Here is a 16,996-nt window from a genome sequence, read left to right as displayed (position 1 = left end):
GGCGTGCATTGTGCCCGAAAAATGGGGTTCAAGCCAAGGATTTCAATTTAGCGTCACCCAGCGCTGATTGATCAGCAGCTCGATGGGGCGGTACTGGGTCTTGTAATTCATCTTTTTGCAGTTCTTGATCCAGTAGCCCAGGTAGACCGCCTCCAGGTTCAGGCGCAGCGCTTCGGTGATCTGCCAGAGGATGGCATAGCGCCCCAGGCTGCGACGCTCCTCATCGGGCTCGTAGAAGGTGTAGACCGCCGACATGCCGTTGGGCAGCAGGTCGGTGACTGCCACGGCGAGCAGGCGACCGTCCAGGCGAAATTCATAGAAGCGTGAGAATGGCAGGTCGCGGACCAGGAAGGTGGCGAACTGATCGCGGCTCGGTGGGTACATGTCGCCATCGGCATGGCGCTGTTCGATATAGCGCCGATACAGGTCGAAGTACTCTTCGTTGAAGGCCGGGCGCGCCGCGGTCACGACCAGGTCGGCGTTGCGCTTGAGGATGCGCTTCTGCTGGCGGTTGGGCAAAAACCGTGCAGCCGGAATGCGTGCCGGTACGCAGGCATTGCAGTTCTGGCAATGCGGCCGGTACAGGTGGTCGCCGCTGCGCCGGAAGCCCATTTCCGACAGATCTGCGTAGACATGCACGTCCATTGGCTGGCTCGGGTCGAGAAACAGCGTCGTGGCTTGCTCGTTTGGCAGGTAGCTGCAGGAATGGGGTTGAGTGGCATAAAACTTCAACCGCGCCAGCTCTGTCATGATCAACCCCTCGGGAGTGACGTTTGTTTTAAGTGTAAGCCAGCTGGAAAAACTCGCCTAGCAAACCCATGTCGCCGAGTTGGCTTGATCGAGGTAGCGACGCAGGTAGTCGGCGAACGTGGCGCGGGCAATTGCCCGGGCGCCGAGGCTGTGCAGGTGCTCGGTGGGCATCTGGCAGTCGATCAGGACAAAGCCAGCGTTTTTCAGGTGCTCGACCAGCGTTGCAAAGCCGACTTTGGAGGCGTTGTCGGCCCGGCTGAACATCGACTCGCCGAAGAACAGGCGGCCCATTGCCAGCCCGTACAGGCCGCCGACCAGCTCACCTTGCTCGCGGACTTCCACGGAGTGGGCAAACCCCTGCTGGTGCAGCTTCAGGTACGCCTTCTGCATGCTGTCGGTGATCCAGGTGCCGTCGGCATAGGCGCGTGGTGCCGCGCAGGCACGGATGACGCCGGCGAAGTCCTGGTCGAAGCTGACCTGGTAGCGCCCTTGGCGCATGACCTTGCGCAACGAACGCGAGACATGCAACTCGTCGGGAAACAACACGGTGCGCGGGTCTGGTGACCACCACAGGATTGGCTGACCATCCTGGTACCAGGGGAAGCAGCCATGCCGATAGGCCTGGACCAGCCGTTCCGCGCTCAGGTCACCGCCAGCGGCGAGCAGGCCGTTGGGGTCGCGCAGCGCCTTTTCCAGAGGGGGGAAGTCAAGAGAATCGCGGCTCAGCCAGGTCAGCATCGTCGTTTCAACGGCAGAAGAGGGGAGGGTGGTCAGGATCGCCTGCCAGGGCGATGCGGGTCAACCGCAACTTGCCGGCTGATTTGTTGTCCCTACTACGCAAAAAGCCCGTATAAGCCTTTGTCACAAAAGAGAATGCGTGCTCAAATTGAACATTATGCAATTAATCCCGTCTGCGACGTATTCTGGCGCACCGCCATGGCGGCATACGGGTAGTAATGTTAAAAGTAATGGTTTGTTGGCTGCCTTCGTCAGCCAGCCACCTGTTGGACGCGCAAGCAGCGCAGGAATAGACGCGTTTTGAAGAAATCCACCGCTACCCCAAACCCCTTGCCGGTTCCGCTTTGGCGCCAGCAACTGCACTACCGGCTCAAGGAGGGTGCCCTGATTGCCATGGGCGCCCTGTGCCTGTATCTGTGGATGGCTCTGCTTACCTACGACCAGGCAGACCCTGGCTTCAGCCACACCAGCAACGTCGATCAGGTGCAGAACGCTGCGGGCCGCGCCGGCGCCTTCTTTGCGGACGTGTTGTTCATGGTGCTGGGTTATTTCGCCTACATCTTCCCGCTGTTGCTGGCGATCAAGACCTGGCAGATCTTTCGTGAGCGTCACCAGCCCTGGCAGTGGAGCGGCTGGCTGTTTTCCTGGCGCCTGATCGGCTTGGTGTTCCTGGTGCTGTCCGGTGCCGCGCTGGCGCATATCCATTTTCATTCGGCCCCGAGCCTGCCGGCCTCTGCGGGCGGCGCGCTGGGCGAAAGCCTGGGTGACCTGGCCAAGAATGCCTTGAACGTGCAGGGCAGTACCCTGATGTTCATTGCCCTGTTTCTGTTTGGTCTTACCGTGTTCACCGACCTGTCGTGGTTCAAGGTGATGGACCTTACCGGCAAGATCACCCTTGACCTGTTCGAGGTGTTCCAGGGAGCGGCCAGTCGTTGGTGGTCAGCGCGTAACGAACGCAAGCAACTGGTTGCCCAACTGCGTGCAGTCGACGAGCAGGAGCACGAGATCATGGCGCCGGTGGTTGCCGAGCGCCGCGAGCCGGCCAAGGCTCGTGAACGCGTCGTCGAGCGTGAGCCGGCGCCGAGCAAGCCGGTGGTCGAGCGTCCTCAGTCGCCTGCGCCGATCATCATGCCAGCTCCAGCTCCAGCTCCGGCGCAGGTCAAGGCGGCAGAGCCGATCAAGCGTGTGCAGGCGGAAAAACCCGCGCAGGTGTTCGTCGATAGCGCCGTCGAGGGCACCTTGCCGCCGATCTCTATCCTCGATCCTGCCGAGAAGAAGCAGGTCAACTATTCGCCTGAGTCGCTGGCTGGTGTCGGGCAGTTGCTGGAAATCAAACTCAAGGAGTTCGGTGTCGAAGTGTCGGTGGACTCGATCCACCCTGGCCCTGTGATTACCCGTTACGAAATCCAGCCCGCTGCCGGGGTCAAGGTCAGCCGTATTGCCAACCTGGCCAAGGACCTGGCACGTTCGCTGGCCGTGACCAGCGTGCGCGTGGTCGAGGTTATCCCCGGCAAGACTACCGTGGGTATCGAGATCCCGAACGAAGACCGGCAGATCGTGCGCTTCTCCGAAGTGCTGTCGTCGCCGCAGTACGATGAAGCCAAGTCGCCGGTTACCCTGGCGCTGGGCCATGACATTGGCGGCAAGCCGGTGATTACCGACCTGGCCAAGATGCCGCACCTGTTGGTGGCCGGTACTACCGGTTCCGGTAAGTCGGTGGGCGTCAACGCGATGATCCTGTCGATTCTGTTCAAGTCGAGCCCGGAAGACGCCAAGCTGATCATGATCGACCCGAAAATGCTCGAGTTGTCGATCTATGAGGGCATTCCGCACCTGCTTTGCCCTGTCGTTACCGACATGAAGGACGCGGCCAACGCCCTGCGCTGGAGCGTGGCCGAGATGGAGCGGCGCTACAAGCTGATGGCGGCCATGGGCGTGCGTAACCTGGCCGGCTTCAACCGCAAGATCAAGGATGGCGAGGAAGCCGGCGAACCGGTTTATGACCCGCTGTTCCGCCGTGAGAGCATGGACGACCAGCCGCCGCTGCTGAAAACCCTGCCGACCATCGTGGTGGTGGTCGACGAATTTGCCGACATGATGATGATCGTTGGCAAGAAGGTCGAAGAGCTGATCGCCCGTATCGCCCAGAAGGCGCGTGCGGCCGGTATCCACTTGATCCTCGCGACCCAGCGGCCCTCGGTGGACGTGATTACCGGCCTGATCAAGGCCAACATTCCAACCCGAATGGCCTTCCAGGTATCGAGCAAGATCGACTCGCGCACCATCATCGACCAGGGTGGTGCCGAGCAGTTGCTCGGCCATGGTGACATGCTCTACATGCCGCCAGGCACCAGCCTGCCGATCCGTGTACACGGTGCGTTCGTTTCCGACGAAGAAGTGCACCGCGTGGTTGAAGCCTGGAAGCAGCGTGGCGCCCCGGACTACAACGACGACATCCTCAACGGTGTCGAAGAGGCCGGCAGTGGCTTCGACGGCGGTAGCGGCGGTGAGGGTGGTGACGACGCTGAGACCGATGCGTTGTACGATGAAGCGGTTCAGTTCGTTCTGGAAAGTCGTCGTGCGTCCATCTCCGCGGTTCAGCGCAAGCTGAAGATCGGCTACAACCGCGCTGCGCGGATGATCGAAGCGATGGAAATGGCTGGTGTGGTCACGGCCATGAACACCAACGGCTCGCGCGAGGTCATTGCGCCTGGGCCAATGCGCGACTGATGATCGATTTTGCCGGGTGCCAATGACGGTGTCCGGCCCATTCACTGTTCTACGAGGATTCTCATGCGCCTGATTCGCATGTTGTTGGTTTCTGCCCTGACGGTGTCCGCCATTCCGGCCTATGCCGGTGAGCAAGACGTGGCGCGTCTGACCCAGTTGCTGGAAAAATCGCAGACAATCACTGCCCGTTTCTCTCAGTTGACCCTTGATGGCAGCGGTACCCAGTTGCAGGAAACCAACGGTGAAATGTCGGTGAAACGCCCTGGCCTGTTCTACTGGCACACCGATGCGCCACAGGAGCAGGTCGTGGTGTCGGACGGGCAGAAAGTCACCCTGTGGGACCCGGACCTGGAACAGGCGACCATCAAGAAGCTCGACGAGCGTCTGACCCAGACGCCAGCACTGCTGCTGTCCGGCGATGTGTCGAAGATCAGCCAGAGCTTCGAGATCTCCTCCAAGGAGCAAGGCGAGGTGGTGGATTTCACCCTCAAGCCGAAGACCAAGGACACCTTGTTCGACTCCCTGCGCCTGTCGTTTCGCCGTGGCCTGATCAATGACATGCAACTGATCGACAGCGTCGGTCAGCGCACCAATATCCTGTTCACCGGGGTCAAGGCCAACGAGGCGATTCCAGCGGGCAGATTCAAGTTCGACATCCCGAAAGGCGCTGACGTCATTCAGGAATAAGAGGTAAGGCAGCCGTTGATGGACCTGTTTCGTAGTGAGCCTGTTGCCCAGCCCTTGGCCGCGCGTCTGCGCCCGGCCAACCTGGACGAGTACGTCGGTCAGGAGCACCTGCTGGCGCGTGGCAAGCCACTGCGTGAAGCACTGGAACAGGGCGCGCTGCACTCGATGATCTTCTGGGGGCCGCCAGGGGTGGGCAAGACCACCCTGGCGCGGCTGCTGGCGCAGTTTTGCGATGCCCACTTCGAAACGGTGTCGGCCGTGCTGGCCGGGGTCAAGGAGATCCGTCATGCGGTAGAAATCGCCAAGCAGCAAGCCGGCCATTATGGTCGCCGGACCATCCTGTTCGTCGATGAAGTGCACCGTTTCAACAAGTCGCAGCAGGATGCTTTCCTGCCCTACGTCGAAGACGGCACGCTGATCTTCATTGGCGCGACCACCGAGAACCCTTCGTTTGAATTGAACAACGCCTTGCTGTCGCGGGCGCGGGTCTATGTGCTGAAAAGCCTCGACGAAGCGGCGTTGCGCAAGCTGGTGCAGCGTGCGCTGAGCGAAGAACGTGGCCTGGGCAAGCGCCAGCTCAGCTTGGGCGATGAAGGCTTCAAGATGCTCTTGGCGGCGGCGGATGGCGATGGCCGGCGTTTGCTCAACCTGCTGGAAAACGCCTCGGACTTGGCCGAAGACGGCAGTGAGATCGGCGTCGATTTGCTGCAAAGCCTGCTGGGCGATACCCGTCGCCGTTTCGACAAGGGCGGAGAGGCGTTCTACGACCAGATTTCGGCACTGCACAAATCGGTGCGTGGCTCCAACCCCGACGGTGCGCTGTACTGGTTTGCGCGGATGCTCGACGGCGGGTGCGACCCACTCTACATTGCCCGGCGCGTGGTGCGCATGGCCAGTGAAGACATCGGCAACGCCGACCCTCGCGCGTTAAGCCTGTGCCTGGCCGCCTGGGATGTGCAGGAGCGCCTGGGCAGCCCGGAAGGCGAGCTGGCGGTGGCGCAAGCGATTACCTACCTGGCCTGTGCGCCGAAGAGTAACGCGGTGTACATGGGCTTCAAGGCTGCCATGCGCGAAGCCGCCGAGCACGGTTCGCTTGAGGTGCCGCTGCATTTGCGCAACGCGCCGACCAAACTGATGAAGCAGTTGGGCTACGGGGACGAGTACCGTTATGCCCACGACGAGCCGGATGCCTATGCCGCTGGCGAAGATTACTTCCCCGACAACCTGGAACCGCGCCAGTACTATCAACCGGTACCGCGCGGCCTTGAGCTGAAGATCGGCGAAAAGCTCAAGCACCTGGCTGAGCTGGACCGGCAAAGCCCCCGGCAACGGAGAAAACCATGATTGCGGTTGTTGCGGCGGTGAGTGCAGGCGGCATTGCCGGTACCTTGCTGCGCTTTGCCACAGCCAATTGGGTGAACGCGCACTGGCCACGCCACTTCTATCTCGGTACGCTGGCAGTCAATCTGATTGGATGCTTGTTGATCGGGCTGTTGTACGGTTTGTTTTTGCATCGCCCGCTGGTACCGGTCGAGTTGAGGGCCGGCCTGATTGTCGGTTTTCTTGGCGGCTTGACTACCTTTTCATCCTTTTCACTGGATACCGTGCGCCTGCTCGAAAGCGGGCAGGCGCCGCTGGCGTTCGGCTATGCCGCGCTCAGCGTACTTGGCGGCCTGCTCGCAACCTGGGCTGGCCTGTCTTTGACCAAATTCTGAACCAACGAGAGAACGATATGCTCGATTCCAAACTGTTACGCGGCCAACTTCAGGAAGTGGCGGACCGCCTGGCCTCCCGTGGCTTCAGCCTGGATGTCGCGCGCATCGAAGCACTGGAAGAGCGCCGCAAGGTGGTGCAAACCCGCACCGAGCAGCTGCAGGCCGAGCGTAACGCCCGTTCCAAGTCCATCGGCCAGGCCAAGGCCAAGGGCGAAGACATCGCTCCGCTGATGGCTGACGTCGAGCGCATGGCGGCCGAACTGGCCAGCGGCAAGGTCGAGCTGGACAGCATCCAGTCCGAGCTGGATGGCATTCTGATGGGCATTCCGAACCTGCCGGACGCTTCCGTGCCGGTCGGTGAAGACGAAGAAGGCAACGTCGAAGTGCGCCGCTGGGGCACCCCGAAAGCCTTTGATTTCCCGGTCCAGGATCACGTCGCCCTAGGCGAGAAGAACGGCTGGCTGGACTTCGAGACCGCAGCCAAGCTGTCGGGCGCACGTTTTGCCCTGCTGCGTGGCCCGATTGCGCGCCTGCACCGTGCCCTGGCCCAGTTCATGATCAACCTGCACATCAACGAGCACGGTTACGAAGAGGCCTACACCCCGTACCTGGTTCAAGCACCTGCGCTGCAAGGCACTGGCCAGCTGCCGAAGTTCGAGGAAGACCTGTTCAAGATCAGCCGTGAAGGCGAAGCCGACTTCTACCTGATCCCGACCGCTGAAGTGTCGCTGACCAACATCGTCGCTGGCGAGATCCTCGACGCCAAGCAACTGCCGATCAAGTTCGTTGCCCACACCCCATGCTTCCGCAGTGAAGCCGGTGCGTCGGGCCGTGATACCCGCGGCATGATCCGTCAGCACCAGTTCGACAAGGTCGAGATGGTTCAGATCGTTGAGCCGAGCAAGTCCATGGAAGCCCTGGAAGGCCTGACGGCGAACGCCGAGCGCGTACTGCAAGCCCTCGAGCTGCCATACCGCGTGCTGGCGCTGTGCACCGGCGACATGGGTTTCAGCGCCACCAAGACCTACGACCTGGAAGTCTGGGTGCCGAGCCAGGACAAGTACCGCGAAATTTCCTCGTGCTCCAACTGTGGTGACTTCCAGGCCCGTCGTATGCAGGCCCGCTGGCGTAACCCGGAAACCGGCAAGCCGGAACTGGTGCACACCCTCAACGGTTCTGGCCTGGCGGTGGGGCGTACGCTGGTGGCAGTGCTGGAGAACTACCAGCAAGCCGATGGCTCGATCCGCGTGCCTGAAGTCCTCAAGCCTTACATGGGTGGCCTGGAGGTTATCGGCTAAATGGAATTTCTACCGCTGTTCCACAACCTGCGTGGCAGCCGTGTGCTGGTCGTAGGTGGCGGCGAGATTGCCTTGCGCAAATCTCGCTTGCTGGCAGATGCCGGCGCCGTACTGCGTGTGGTTGCGCCCGAGATCGAAGGGCAATTGGCCGAGCTCGCCCGGCACAGCGGTGGTGAACTCCTGTCCCGTGGGTATCAGGAAAGCGATCTGGACGGTTGTCAGTTGATCATCGCGGCTACTGATGACCAGGAACTCAATGCTCAGGTGTCTGCCGATGCCCGCAAGCGTTGTGTGCCGGTCAATGTGGTCGATGCGCCTGCGTTGTGCTCGGTGATTTTCCCGGCCATTGTCGACCGTTCGCCACTGGTTGTTGCGGTGTCCAGCGGCGGTGATGCACCGGTCCTGGCTCGGTTGATCCGGGCCAAGATGGAAACCTGGATCCCTGCGGCTTATGGCGAACTGGCCGGCCTGGCTGCACGTTTTCGCCACAAGGTGAAAGCGCTCTACCCAGACGTCAACCAGCGCCGCGGCTTCTGGGAAGATGTCTTTCAGGGGCCGATTGCCGAGCGCCAACTGGCCGGGCAGGGTGCTGAAGCCGAGCGTTTGTTGCAAGCCAAGGTAGACGGCGTACCCGCGCAGACGTCAGGCGAGGTGTACCTGGTTGGCGCTGGTCCTGGCGATCCTGATCTGTTGACGTTCCGCGCCTTGCGCCTGATGCAGCAAGCGGATGTGGTGCTCTATGACCGCCTGGTGGCACCGGCAATCATTGAGCTGTGCCGTCGTGATGCCGAGCGTATTTACGTTGGCAAGCGTCGCGCCGATCACGCCGTGCCTCAGGATCAGATCAATCAGCTTTTGGTTGACCTGGCCAAGCAAGGCAAGCGCGTGCTGCGGCTCAAGGGGGGCGATCCGTTCATCTTTGGGCGTGGCGGCGAGGAAATCGAGGAACTGGCGGAGCAGGGTATTCCATTCCAGGTAGTACCCGGTATCACGGCGGCCAGTGGTTGCTCGGCGTATGCCGGTATCCCGCTGACCCACCGTGACTATGCGCAGTCAGTGCGCTTCGTGACCGGTCATCTCAAGGATGGCACCAGCAACTTGCCGTGGAACGATCTGGTGGCGCCTGCGCAAACCCTGGTGTTCTACATGGGGCTGGTGGGGCTGCCGACCATCTGTGCCGAGCTGATCCGTCATGGTCGTGCCGCCGATACCCCGGCGGCGCTGGTTCAGCAGGGCACCACGCCCAACCAGCGGGTCTTTACCGGCACGTTGGCTGACCTGCCGACACTGGTGGCGGAGCATGAAGTCCATGCGCCAACGCTGGTCATCGTCGGTGAGGTGGTGCAACTGCGTGACAAGCTCGCCTGGTTCGAAGGCGCCCAGTAAAAACTGGCCCTTGTTGGCAATTGCAGCGATGGGCGCCGCCTGTGCGGCGCCTTCATTGTCGGCCTACTAGGTCATTAGCCGAGCGGGCGTGCGTCCCAGTACGCCCGTGCCTTGGCAAACGCGTTTTCACGGTCATCGCCCAGCCCGCGCAGGGCCAGGGCCATGGTCGAGATCAAAGCCATTTCACCGTAGCTGTCGCAGGCCTCACCGCGCCAGACCGCCAGTAAATGCTCCGGCTCCAGGCTGGCCGGTTTGACATGGCGCTGTGCGGCGAGCGCTGGCCATTCCTCATCCCAATCCTGCCCGCCTGCCGTGCCATACAAATGGCTGGCGCTGTCCGGGTTGACCTCTATCTCACCCCCGTCGCCCTTGACCACAATGGCCGTGTCAGCGAGCAGTCGGCTGGCTTCGCGATGCACTGCCTGATAGCCGGGGTGGAAGATACTCTGCAGGCCGCAGCGCGCGCCCAACGGGTTGAGCACGCGGGCCAGGGAGTGGATGGGGGAACGCAGTCCCAGAGTGTTGCGCAGGTCGATCATCCGCTGCAACGGGGGCGCCCAGTCCTGCAATGGAGCAAACGCCAGGTGCTGGTTATCCAGCGCCTTGGACACGGCATTCCAGTCGCGGCACAGCGGAATCTGCAGCAGGTCGAGCAGTTGCTCGGTGTACAGGCGCCCCGCGGTATGCGCACCGCCGCCATGCATCAGGATACGCACGCCGTTTGCTGCCAGGCACTTGGCCGCCAGCAGGAACCAGGGCAGGTGACGTTTCTTGCCCGCGTAGCTTGGCCAGTCGAGGTCGACCTGCATTGGCGGCGCTTGCAGGCGCTGGCGCAGGGCTTCGGTGAAGCCTGCCAGTTCCTCGGGGCTCTCTTCCTTGTGCCGCAACAGCATCAGGAACGCACCCAGCTGGGTTTCTTCGACCTTCTCGTCGAGCAGCATGCCCATGGCCTCACGGGCTTCTTCGCGGGTCAGGCCGCGAGCGCCGCGCTTGCCTTTGCCAAGGATGCGCACAAATTGGGCGAAAGGGTGCTCAGCCGGGGTTTCGAGGGTCAGCGGGCGAGGATCGGTCATATGCAATTGGTTGGCTTCGGCAGGCCCGCCAGCTTGGCGGCGAGTTTGGCAGGGGTGCCCTTGAACAGGCGATTCAGGTGCAGGCTGTTGCCTTTTTCCGGGCCCAGCTTCAAGGCTGTGTATTTGATCAGCGGGCGGGTGGCTGGCGACAGCTGGAACTCCTGGTAGAACTGACGCAGCAGTTCCAGTACTTCCCAGTGCTCGGGGGTCAGTTCCAGTGCTTCACGCTCAGCCAACGCGGCGGCGACCTCGCTGGACCAGTCACTCAGTTCCAGCAGGTAGCCATCTTTATCCAGCGCAATGTCGCGGGTGCCGACAGTCAGGGTACTCATAACCAGCTGTTGACCTTGTCGTATTGCAGGGACAGGGCCACGAAAGCCGGGTAATCGACGCTGCGGGCCAAGGTATCTGCCGCAATGGCGCGTGCCTGCAGGTCTTCTTCAAGGGCAAACAGGCGCTCGCCAAGGTTGTGGGCGAGCAGGGTGCTCAGCGGCGCGCTGCCGGGTTGCAGGGCATACACCGCATCGCCGCAGAGCAACAGGCCATCGGCGGGGCCGAGCAGGCGCAGGCAGCTGCTCAGGCGGTCGTCGCCAAAGGGTGAGTGGGAAATGACGTGCAGGGTGCTCATCAGAGGGTTACCACCTGGTCAAAACGGTCAATCAGCGCTGCCAGCGCAGCGTCGTCCAGCACTTCTACCGGCAAGCTCAGCTGGTCGGCACAAAGGCCGCGCTCGAGCAGGCTGGTGCGGGCGGCAAACAATTCTTCTACGCCGAACATGGGCAGCGCCTGCAGGTTCGCTGCAAGGTTCTTCTGCTGCAGCTGTGCGGGTTGCTGGCCGGGTGCGAGCTGGAACACACCATCATCGAGAAACAGCATGCCCAATGGCAGGTCAAAGGCACCGCCGGCCAGGGCGATGTCCAGTGCCTCGCGGGCCGACGGGCCTGCCCACGGCGCTTGGCGGCTGATGATCAACAGGGACTTGGCCATCTCAATCACCTCCAAAGCAGACCAGGCGGTCGGCGGTTTGTGCGGCCTCATGCAACTGGCCAAGGCCTGACAGCTCCCAAGGCGCCGACAGGTTTGCCGCCTGGCGCTGATAGCGTTGGGCTTCTTCTGCGTTCAGCACGCCACGGCGCAAGGCGGCGGCAATGCACACCACGCCATCGAGCTGTTGCTCGCTGACGAAGGTGCGCCACTGGGCTGGAACATCCAGCTCATCCTGGGGCGTGACCACAGTGCTTGAAGCGCTGTGAACGCCATCCTGGTAGAAAAACAACCGGACGATCTCGTGCCCGCCTGCCAGTACGGCTTGGGCGAACAGCAGGGCGCGGCGCGAGGAGGGCGCATGGGCCGGGGAAAAAACCGCAATCGCGAACTTCATGGGAGGCTCTGTCAGCAAATCTGTGGGAATAATAAAGCAAAAAGCCCGCAGCGGGCTGCGGGCTTCCTGTTCTATCGGTTGCCAGGCGCGAGGCGCCGCCAATCAGGCCTTGTGCGCGCTGCTTTCTGGCAGAAACCAGTTCAACACCAGTGCACAGATCCCGCCGGTGGCGACACCCGACTCCAGCACATTGCGCAGTGCCGACGGCATATGGGCGAGGAACTCCGGTACTTGCGCCACACCCAGCCCCAGCGCCAGCGACACCGAGATAATCAGCAGTGCGCGGCGGTCCAGGCTGATGCTGGCGAGGATATTGATACCCGACGCCGCCACAGCCCCGAACATCACCATCGCTGCGCCACCCAATACCGGCTCAGGCACCGCCTGAATCACACCGGCCACTGCCGGGAACAGGCCCAGCAGTACCAGCATTGCGGCGATCCACACACCGATATGGCGGCTGGCGATACCGGTCAACTGAATCACCCCATTGTTCTGGGCGAAGATCGAGCTGGGGAAGGTGTTGAACACGCCGGCCAACAGCGAGTTGGCGCCGTTCACCAGCACGCCGCCCTTGATCCGTTGCATCCACACCGGGCCTTCTACCGGCTGGCGCGACACCTTACTGGTGGCGGTTACGTCACCGATGGCTTCCAGCGAGGTCACCAGGTAGATCACCAGCATCGGGATAAACAGTGCCCAGGAGAAGCTCAGGCCGAAGTGCAGCGGCATCGGCACCTGGAACAGCTCGGCCTGGTGCATGCCGGTAAAGTCCAGGCGGCCCATATAACCGGCCAGCGCATAGCCCACGGCCAGGGCAATGACGATGGCGCAACTGCGCATCCAGACCACAGGAATACGGTTGAGCACCACGATAATCGCCAGCACCACACCTGACAGCAGCAGGTTCTCACCGTTGGCGAAGGTGCCGTTGGCCATGGCCGCGAAGCCGCCACCCATGCTGATCAGGCCGACCTTGATCAGGGTCAGGCCGATCATCAGCACCACGATACCGGTCACCAGCGGGGTGATCAGGCGCTTGACGAACGGCAGGATCCGGGAAATACCCATCTCCACGAACGAGCCGGCAATGACCACACCAAAGATGGCTGCCATCACGCCTTCTACCGGCGTGCCTTGCTTGACCATCAACGCACCGCCAGCGATCAGCGGGCCGACAAAGTTGAAGCTTGTGCCCTGAACGATCAGCAACCCGGCGCCAAACGGCCCGAAGCGGCGGCACTGCACAAAGGTGGCAATCCCGGAGATGACCAGCGACATCGACACGATCAGGTTGGTATCGCGGGCTGAAACCCCCAGTGCCTGGCAAATCAGCAGGCCGGGGGTCACGATCGGCACGATGATCGCCAGCAAGTGCTGCAGGGCGGCCAGCAGGCCGATCAGCGGGCGAGGGCGGTCTTCCAGACCCAGGACCAGTTCATTGGCCTGCGCAGGTGCGTCGGGCCGGTGTTCGATTGCGCTCATGGGTAGTGTGCTGCCCCGGGAGAAAAAAGGAGCGCATTCTACGGTGGCACACCCATTTGGCAAAGCCCAAACGCCACCCATGAAAAAGCCCACCGAAGTGGGCTTTCGTACACTACCGGGCTATCAGTCGTCGCGACCCATCAGGCCGAACAGCTGCAGCAGGCTGACGAACAGGTTGTAGATCGATACATACAGGCTGATGGTTGCCATGATGTAGTTACGCTCACCACCGTGGATGATCGCGCTGGTCTGGAACAGAATGCAGACCGACGAGAACAGCACGAAGCCGGCGCTGATCGCCAGTTGCAGGCCGCTGATCTGGAAGAACAGGCTGGCCAGTACTGCGCCCATCAGCACGAAGAAACCGGCGGTGATGAAGCCACCCAGGAAGCTCATGTCCTTGCGGGTGATCAGCACATAGGCCGACAGGCCGCCGAACACCAGCGCGGTCATGGCGAATGCCGAGCTGACGACTTCAGCGCCGCCCTGCATGCCCAGGTAACGGTTGAGGATAGGGCCGAGGATGAAACCCATGAAACCGGTGAGGGCGAACGTGGAGACCAGGCCCCAGACCGAATCACGCAGCTTGTTGGTGAGGAAGAACAGGCCATAAAAGCCGATCAGCACCACGAACACGTTCGGGTAGCCGACGCGCATCTGCTGGGCCACGTAGGCCATGATGCCGCTGAAAACAAGGGTTAAAGCCAGAAGGCCGTACGTGTTACGCAGGACGCGGCTGACTTCTTGCTGCTCGACCTGCAGGCCGTGATTGACGGCGTAATCCTGTTCGCGCATGGCGACACTCCTGTGGTTTTGAAACGTTCAGATGCAAAGATCATAACAGAGGCATGCAAAGCGGCTACACAGAGAGTTTGACAGCTTGTTTCATTTCGGTATTATGGCGCCCGCAAAGCCGAGGAAGCGTGGCCGAGTGGTTTAAGGCAACGGTCTTGAAAACCGTCGATGGGCAACTATCCTAGAGTTCGAATCTCTACGCTTCCGCCATATTCAAAGCCCTGATTATTCAGGGCTTTTTGCGTTTCTGGAGGCGTGAAAAGTCCCTGCGTTTCCTTCCAAAATACCCAAGCGTTCCATAACTTTTATGGATGTGTTCCAAAACTCCCCTTATTTTGAAGGCTTCGCGATGGCGCCGACGCGCCTGTAAACGCGTTCCGTTATGTCGCCCTTGGTGTGTCCTAGCAGCAGGCTGGCGTCCTCAATATCCTTGATTTCGGATGCTGCCTTCGGACGGATATCGCGGAACTGGAACTGTGCGATGCGAGATGCCAAGAGACTGTCTCCGTCCTCCAGGGCTGTCGATCTGGCCAGTGCTCGAGCTTCATCCCAGCGATTACGCAGCATCGGCGCAGACATGCGCTTTCCTCGCTCACTGACAATCAAGTAGCTGGAGCTGTGTTCCTGGTTCCGGGCGGCCATCTGCTTAATCAGCTTGCCAAGGCTGTTATCTACGCCGTCCACCGAGAGCATGATGCGCAGCTTCTTGTGTGTCTTGTTCTGCTGCACAACCAGATAAGCGCCCTCGATATCGTCCCTTCTCATCACCAGTACGTCCGCAGGACGCTGGCCCGTCAGATACGCCAAGTCCATGGCGTCTTTCAGTTCAGGTACTGCTTTCTTGTAGACCGCATCCCATACCGCGTCATTGGCGTAGTAGTCCCGAGGCGTCTCCTTGTTTTTGCGAACACCCTGGCAGGGGTTCTCCTTTGCGGTAAGCCCCCATTCCCTGGCCATATTGAATACGTGGGAGAGGGTGGCAATTTCACGATTTGCCCGTACCTTCGCCGACCTGGCATCGCGGTACTGCGCAATCATTGCTGGTGTAAGCGCATCGATTGGTGCGCTATCGAACACAGGTCGAAGCTGTCGCAGCTCAGAGAGGTTGTCCTTCTGCGTGCGCGCCCCCTTCTTCGGAATAATGTCTCGTTCATACCTGTCGAAGATCGCTTTCATCAGGCGTAGGTCTTGCGGCTTTTCCTTCGCCTCCAGTTCGGCCCATTTCAAGCGGGCTTGGTCGAGGTCTGGGCCCAGGGGAATATCCTTGCCCTGCGGGTCACGGAAGTAGTACCGGACCCATTCCTTGCCGTTCTTGCGCTTCCGCTTGCGGCGGTACATGTTCGGGGGCAGGTCCCGATTTTCGGTTTTTCGCGGTCGCATTTAGTTCACTCGGGAAAGGTCAGGGGTCCAGGTTGGCTCAGGCATCGGCGGCGGTGTCACGGGCACAACTTCAAGGGTGATGCCCAGCTTCATGCGGGCGTACTGGCGGCCCACCAGGGGGCGGCCGCCGCGGCTCTCGACAAAGTGCCAGTGACGCTCATTGAGCCAGCGGCGCTGCCAGCCCCTGGCCTTGTAGCCGGTCAGTTCGGCCAGTTCTGTGTCCGAAAGGATTTCGGTTTCCATGGGATAGGCTCCACGCCGCGCATGGCGGCAGAGGTGGGGAGGGGTTAGGTCAGATCAGACAAGTCGAAAACGATGCCGCGGCAGTACGGCTCGCCGTCCTCAACCACTTCAAAGGTCGCGTGTGGGATGTCGGTCTTGTAGGTCCAGCTGTAGCCGCCTTCCTGGCACCACAGAGCCTCAATTGGCCGGGCGGTCTTTTTCCGCTGGACGTAGTCGGCGATCTCTTCGTCTTCCTCCAGGGTGTCGCGATCAGGCAGTACTCCTTGATCGTCTACCCACGCCGTTCCGCCCTCATAGCAGGAGACCTCCTCGCGCCTTGCGCCTTCAAATTCCATCAGGTCATCGCTGGCTCCGTAGAGGATCACCAGTCCAGCATGCTGGGCTGCTCGGATAAACTCGCCAGGGATGCCGTGGCGTGCTGGGTAGTCGATGCCGCTAAGCTTGGCGGCCAGTTCTTCTTTCGTCATGGCAATAGCTCTCCATGCCCGCCTATCGGCAGGCTTGAGTTGTTGTAGGGGGAGTGGCTTGAAGTCGTCAGATTTGAGCTTTAATCAAGCTCACACTTGGAGGAGCAAAAAATGGGTGAGTGGTCTGATTACTTTGAAGACTTTCCTGAAGAAGACCCGGCAAACCAAGAACCACAGCCAGGGCCTCTCGAATGTGCCGAGCGTGCTATGGCTAAGCACATAGACACTGCCCGGAAGAACAGTCTGAAAGAGCGTGATGAGGTCCAGAAGCTGCTGGATGAAGCCTTTGCTCGCAAAAAAGATAGCTATGGATCCGGCTGAGTATCGACCTCATCACCTCCAAGCAGTCGCCTTGGTGAAGGCTGATTGCTGTCATGGCCTCGGCCCCTTCAAAATCAGGTAGGCCATGTAGGCGAGGGCGATCATGGCTGGGCCTCCTGCTGCACACCAAGCTCCCCAAGCACCTCGGTGGCGATGGCAAAACCGGGGGTTCCCAGCGGGCATTCCTTGATGATGCGGTTCAGTCCATCGATCAGGTCGCGGGCCGTTCCGATCATCATGTCGGCGTCGGCGTCCATATCCAGGCCGAGGGCTTCGCCAATGCTGCCGATGGAGACGCAGGCATCCAACAGCATGCGCTTGCTGCGCTCGGCATCCTTGCGCAGTGCCTCGTTCTCGTCGAAAAGAGCAAGAACGCCTTCGGCCAGGAGCCGGTGCTGTTCGTCGCAGCAGAATCGCCGGTCATTCATCACTCGCTCCGCCAGCGTCTTCAGTGTCTCGAGGTTCATGGCTGGGCCTCCTTCGGCGGATGAACCGGGCACGGCCAGCGCAGTGAGCTGTCGCCGGATGGGCAGGTGCAGGTCTTCAC

General features: G+C 61.1%; 20 protein-coding genes and 1 tRNA gene. 8 read left to right on the top strand and 13 right to left on the bottom strand.

What is annotated here, in order from left to right; all coding sequences use genetic code 11:
* Positions 1-42: 42 nt before the first annotated feature.
* Together CS390_RS15480 and aat are read right to left on the bottom strand one after the other, a co-directional pair.
* Positions 43-750: an arginyltransferase gene (locus CS390_RS15480; RefSeq protein WP_065761819.1), complete on the bottom strand. Its 708-nt coding sequence runs from the start codon at positions 748-750 to the stop codon at positions 43-45.
* Between the two features lie 57 nt (positions 751-807).
* On the bottom strand, positions 808-1,488 hold the full coding sequence (gene aat / locus CS390_RS15475; protein WP_065761818.1) for a leucyl/phenylalanyl-tRNA--protein transferase: 681 nt from the start codon (positions 1,486-1,488) through the stop codon (positions 808-810).
* 300 nt (positions 1,489-1,788) lie between these two features.
* On the opposite strand from aat, the gene CS390_RS15470 reads away from it, so the two are divergent.
* The 6 genes from CS390_RS15470 (at position 1,789) to cysG (ending at position 9,304) form a co-directional block, all read left to right on the top strand.
* The gene (locus CS390_RS15470; protein WP_099775289.1) at positions 1,789-4,218 is read left to right on the top strand and encodes a DNA translocase FtsK; all 2,430 of its coding nucleotides are present in this window, start codon (positions 1,789-1,791) and stop codon (positions 4,216-4,218) included.
* A gap of 63 nt (positions 4,219-4,281) precedes the next feature.
* Positions 4,282-4,905: an outer membrane lipoprotein chaperone LolA gene (gene lolA, locus CS390_RS15465; RefSeq protein ID WP_065761816.1), complete on the top strand. Its 624-nt coding sequence runs from the start codon at positions 4,282-4,284 to the stop codon at positions 4,903-4,905.
* A gap of 18 nt (positions 4,906-4,923) precedes the next feature.
* Positions 4,924-6,249 (top strand): replication-associated recombination protein A, encoded by a 1,326-nt coding sequence (locus CS390_RS15460; RefSeq protein WP_099775288.1) that lies wholly within the window; start codon positions 4,924-4,926, stop codon positions 6,247-6,249.
* A complete protein-coding gene (crcB, locus tag CS390_RS15455; RefSeq protein ID WP_099775287.1) occupies positions 6,246-6,620 on the top strand; it encodes a fluoride efflux transporter CrcB in 375 nt (124 codons plus the stop codon). Before CS390_RS15460 ends, crcB begins: the two co-directional genes overlap by 4 nt.
* 17 nt (positions 6,621-6,637) lie before the next feature.
* Positions 6,638-7,918: a serine--tRNA ligase gene (gene serS / locus CS390_RS15450; protein WP_065761001.1), complete on the top strand. Its 1,281-nt coding sequence runs from the start codon at positions 6,638-6,640 to the stop codon at positions 7,916-7,918.
* Positions 7,919-9,304 (top strand): siroheme synthase CysG, encoded by a 1,386-nt coding sequence (cysG, locus tag CS390_RS15445; RefSeq protein WP_065761000.1) that lies wholly within the window; start codon positions 7,919-7,921, stop codon positions 9,302-9,304.
* Positions 9,305-9,378: 74 nt separating this feature from the next.
* Here cysG and CS390_RS15440 read toward each other — a convergent pair whose 3' ends face one another.
* From CS390_RS15440 to CS390_RS15410, 7 genes are all read right to left on the bottom strand, one after another.
* Positions 9,379-10,377: a glycosyl transferase family protein gene (locus CS390_RS15440; protein WP_099775286.1), complete on the bottom strand. Its 999-nt coding sequence runs from the start codon at positions 10,375-10,377 to the stop codon at positions 9,379-9,381.
* Positions 10,374-10,709 (bottom strand): TusE/DsrC/DsvC family sulfur relay protein, encoded by a 336-nt coding sequence (locus CS390_RS15435; protein ID WP_065760998.1) that lies wholly within the window; start codon positions 10,707-10,709, stop codon positions 10,374-10,376. Before CS390_RS15435 ends, CS390_RS15440 begins: the two co-directional genes overlap by 4 nt.
* A complete protein-coding gene (gene tusB, locus CS390_RS15430) occupies positions 10,706-11,005 on the bottom strand; it encodes a sulfurtransferase complex subunit TusB (protein ID WP_065760997.1) in 300 nt (99 codons plus the stop codon). The genes CS390_RS15435 and tusB overlap by 4 nt, the downstream gene beginning before the upstream one ends.
* Positions 11,005-11,364: a sulfurtransferase complex subunit TusC gene (tusC, locus tag CS390_RS15425; RefSeq protein WP_099775285.1), complete on the bottom strand. Its 360-nt coding sequence runs from the start codon at positions 11,362-11,364 to the stop codon at positions 11,005-11,007. Before tusC ends, tusB begins: the two co-directional genes overlap by 1 nt.
* Position 11,365: 1 nt before the next feature.
* Positions 11,366-11,758 (bottom strand): sulfurtransferase complex subunit TusD, encoded by a 393-nt coding sequence (gene tusD, locus CS390_RS15420; protein ID WP_065760995.1) that lies wholly within the window; start codon positions 11,756-11,758, stop codon positions 11,366-11,368.
* Between the two features lie 102 nt (positions 11,759-11,860).
* On the bottom strand, positions 11,861-13,243 hold the full coding sequence (locus CS390_RS15415) for a nucleobase:cation symporter-2 family protein (RefSeq protein WP_099775284.1): 1,383 nt from the start codon (positions 13,241-13,243) through the stop codon (positions 11,861-11,863).
* A gap of 123 nt (positions 13,244-13,366) precedes the next feature.
* The gene (locus tag CS390_RS15410) at positions 13,367-14,038 is read right to left on the bottom strand and encodes a Bax inhibitor-1/YccA family protein (protein WP_065760993.1); all 672 of its coding nucleotides are present in this window, start codon (positions 14,036-14,038) and stop codon (positions 13,367-13,369) included.
* Between the two features lie 122 nt (positions 14,039-14,160).
* Here CS390_RS15410 and CS390_RS15405 point away from each other — a divergent pair.
* A tRNA-Ser gene (locus CS390_RS15405) sits at positions 14,161-14,248 on the top strand.
* Positions 14,249-14,368: 120 nt separating this feature from the next.
* Here CS390_RS15405 and CS390_RS15400 read toward each other — a convergent pair.
* From CS390_RS15400 to CS390_RS15390, 3 genes are read right to left on the bottom strand one after another with little or no spacing between them, the layout of a single operon-like run.
* Complete coding sequence (locus CS390_RS15400) at positions 14,369-15,418, bottom strand: tyrosine-type recombinase/integrase (RefSeq protein ID WP_099775283.1); 1,050 nt, start codon at positions 15,416-15,418, stop codon at positions 14,369-14,371.
* Complete coding sequence (locus CS390_RS15395) at positions 15,419-15,661, bottom strand: DUF4224 domain-containing protein (RefSeq protein ID WP_099775282.1); 243 nt, start codon at positions 15,659-15,661, stop codon at positions 15,419-15,421.
* Between the two features lie 44 nt (positions 15,662-15,705).
* Entirely contained in the window at positions 15,706-16,128 is a 423-nt protein-coding gene (locus tag CS390_RS15390) for a hypothetical protein (RefSeq protein ID WP_099775281.1), read from the bottom strand.
* Between the two features lie 111 nt (positions 16,129-16,239).
* Between CS390_RS15390 and CS390_RS15385 the strand changes: the two genes are divergently transcribed.
* Complete coding sequence (locus CS390_RS15385) at positions 16,240-16,449, top strand: hypothetical protein (RefSeq protein WP_099775280.1); 210 nt, start codon at positions 16,240-16,242, stop codon at positions 16,447-16,449.
* Between the two features lie 101 nt (positions 16,450-16,550).
* On the opposite strand, the gene CS390_RS15380 is transcribed toward CS390_RS15385, so the two are convergent.
* Positions 16,551-16,916, bottom strand: coding sequence for a hypothetical protein (locus CS390_RS15380; protein WP_099775279.1), 366 nt, complete (start codon positions 16,914-16,916; stop codon positions 16,551-16,553).
* Positions 16,917-16,996: the final 80 nt, after the last annotated feature.

The sequence above is a fragment of the Pseudomonas sp. HLS-6 genome, assembly GCF_002753995.1.
Lineage (GTDB): Bacteria > Pseudomonadota > Gammaproteobacteria > Pseudomonadales > Pseudomonadaceae > Aquipseudomonas > Aquipseudomonas defluvii.
The sequence above is the reverse complement of the archived record's forward strand: the minus strand, read 5'-3'. Positions and strand labels throughout refer to the sequence as shown.